The organism is Dankookia rubra (genome assembly GCF_004355005.1).
Lineage (GTDB): Bacteria > Pseudomonadota > Alphaproteobacteria > Acetobacterales > Acetobacteraceae > Paracraurococcus > Paracraurococcus ruber_A.
This window is the reverse complement of sequence record NZ_SMSJ01000225.1, coordinates 1-2595: the sequence shown is the minus strand read 5'-3', so window position 1 is coordinate 2595 and position 2595 is coordinate 1. Positions and strand designations below refer to the sequence as shown.

Sequence of the window (2595 nt, the reverse complement as noted above, 5' to 3'; positions counted from 1 at the left end):
TGTCTATTGCTCTCCGCCATCGACACCTCCCAGGCTCCTCAGCCTATCAAAGGTGTCCGTGAAAGCGGGACAGGCCCAGTCGGCATCGACTGGTGTTGCGACGACCGCCTGAACCCAAGTAATATACGTCCCTGGCGTTCGGCAAGCGCTGCAGAGAAGCCGGCATCCGGCCGTCCATGGGTTCCGTCGGCGAAGCCTATGACAATGCCCTGTGCGAGAGCTTCTTCGCCGTCCTGGAATGCGAGTTGCTCGCACGACGCCGCTTCGCCTTCCACGCCGAAGTGCGCATGGCAACCTTCAGCTTCATCGAGGCCTGGTACAACCCAGCCAGACTTCACTCAGCGCTGGGTCACCGCTCGCCCATGACCTACGAGAAAGAGAAGCAGCAAGCCGCCGCGGCAGACCCGTAATCAACCAAGCCCATCAACTGTCCACCAGAGCGGGACAAACCCGGTCCGCGACTGGCTCGTCGGGCGGGAGGCCGAGATCGAGATCCTATGGGGCGGTGGATAGCGACGGGTAGTTTAGTGGATTGTGGCCGCGCACCACCACTCGGGAGGCGACGATGTCCGCATCCGCACTTGGCCCACCCCAGGCCGCCATAGATGTCAAGCTCGCTGCGATCTTCGTATCTCTGGAGCTCTCTCGTTCGACTTGGCTGATCACCTCGCTGTCGCCAGGTGGCGGGGAGAAGATGTCCAAGCACTCGGTTCGCGGCGGCGATGCAGCAGGCCTCTTGGGCCTACTCGCCAGGCTGCAGGCGCGGGCGCAGGCCCGCACGGGCAAGACCTTCCGGGTCATCGTCATCCAGGAGGCTGGCCTCGACGGCTTCTGGGTGCACCGCGTGCTGGAGCGGGAGAGCATCGAGAGCCATGTCGTCGATGCCGCCTCGGTCCTGACCTCGCGTCGGCGACGTCGGGCGAAGACGGTCCGCATCGACGGAGAGGCCCTGCTGCGGACGCTGCTGGCGTACAAGCGCGGCGAACCGCGCGTCTGCAGCATGGTCAGGGCGCCAAGCCCGGCAGAGGAGGACCGCCGTCGGCTCTGCCGCGAGCGCAAGACGCTGATGGCCGAGCGGGTGGAGCACGTCAACCGGATCAAGGGAGTGCTGTTCTCCCAGGGTATCCCCGACTACGAGCCGCTGCACCGTGACCGACGCCGGCGGCTGGAAGAGTTGGCGACTGGCGATGGGCGGCCCTTGCCCGCTCACCTGAAGGCGCAGATCGGCCGCGAACTCGACCGACTGGAGCTGCTGCTCGGGCAGCTCGACGCCGTAGAGGGGGAGCGGGATGCCCTGATGGCGCCCGTGGACGACGCGGCTCCTGCGCCTGTGGCGGCGCTGGCAGGGCTACGCGGGATCGGCTCCGAGTTTGCTGCCGCGCTCTGGCTGGAGTGCTTCTTCCGCCCCTTCAGCAATCGCCGGCAGGTGGCCGCCTACGCTGGGTTGGCGCCAACGCCGTGGCAGAGCGGATCAGTGCGGCACGAGCAGGGCGTCTCCAAGGCGGGCAACCCGAGATTGCGAACTACCATGGTCCAGCTGGCCTGGCTGTGACTGCGACACCAACCGACCTCGGAGCTGAGCCTTTGGTTCAAAGATCGCGTCAAGCGTGACGGTGGCCGTGGCAAGAAGACAGCGATTATCGCCCTGGCGCGAAAGCTGCTTGTTGCGTTGTGGAGGCTTGCGACCGGTGGCGTCGTCATCAAAGGCGCCGTGATGAAGGCTGCCTAATCAGCCAGATTATTGCGTTCTCATTCGGCAGGACCCTGATCACGTCCTGACGGATCCAGGTGGGTGAACCGATAGAACATGGCTTCGAAAGCCGCGATCGAGAATGGTCTCGCCCTCTTGAGCCCGAATCGCCGTAAGCGGGATTGTGGTACGGCTGCCGTATGCACCGACCGAATGTGAGGTTGCCTGGTTTGGACTTACCAGGACAGAGAGGGGCTCAAACCTGAACGCCGTTTGGACACTGAGCGGAGATGCCTTCGTGAGCTGATAAAAAACCGCGCTTGACAGGGAAACGCCCCATGTGAGGTGTTCTACCTGCCAGGGTACAGCCCGGAGCTGAACCCGGACGAGGGGCTCAACGGCGACCTGAAGCAGGCCGTGACCCGCAAGGCGCCGGCGCGCAGCAAGGCACAGCTCAAGCGCGCCGCCGTCGACCACCTGCGCAGGCTCTCGAAGTTGCCCGATCGCGTCCGCAGCTTCTTTGGCCACCAGACCTTCAGCTACGCCGCATAGATCAAGATCACCCAAGCCGGATCAATAGCTAGGACTTCATCTGACAGACGGCGTTGGCTGTATGAGCCGATGAGCGTGGCTGCGGTGGTCAGTGGCGCATGATTTTCTCCCTGGCGAGTGGGATAGCGTCAAGGAAGGTTTGCATCGGGGTCTTGCCGTAGCACCACCTACCCTGGTGAGGTCTTCGTCTGTTGTACTCGGCCACCCAGCTATCGAGGCCGGCCTGCAGCTCCGCGATGCTGAGTGCCCGTTTTTGAAGTCATGGGGCGGGCAGTCGTCTGCGGTTGGGATGGGCGAGGCGATGGAGCATCAAGCGGATTGCGGCCAGGGTGACCATCGCCTCGGAGACTTCG

Annotated in this window: 1 protein-coding gene and 3 pseudogenes; 3 read left to right on the top strand and 1 reads right to left on the bottom strand. The window is 64.0% G+C overall.

Features of this window, described 5'->3' with window-relative positions:
- Positions 1-122: 122 nt before the first annotated feature.
- From E2C06_RS36100 to E2C06_RS36090, 3 genes and pseudogenes are all read left to right on the top strand, one after another.
- A pseudogene (locus E2C06_RS36100) lies at positions 123-410 on the top strand (integrase core domain-containing protein); the annotation flags it as partial.
- Positions 411-565: 155 nt separating this feature from the next.
- Positions 566-1729: pseudogene (locus E2C06_RS36095) on the top strand (IS110 family RNA-guided transposase).
- Between the two features lie 306 nt (positions 1730-2035).
- The gene (locus E2C06_RS36090) at positions 2036-2242 is read left to right on the top strand and encodes a transposase (protein ID WP_206664847.1); all 207 of its coding nucleotides are present in this window, start codon (positions 2036-2038) and stop codon (positions 2240-2242) included.
- An 88-nt stretch (positions 2243-2330) separates the two neighbouring features.
- Here E2C06_RS36090 and E2C06_RS36085 read toward each other — a convergent pair.
- Positions 2331-2483 (bottom strand): annotated as a pseudogene (locus E2C06_RS36085) (integrase core domain-containing protein); the annotation flags it as partial.
- Between the last annotated feature and the right edge of the window lie 112 nt (positions 2484-2595).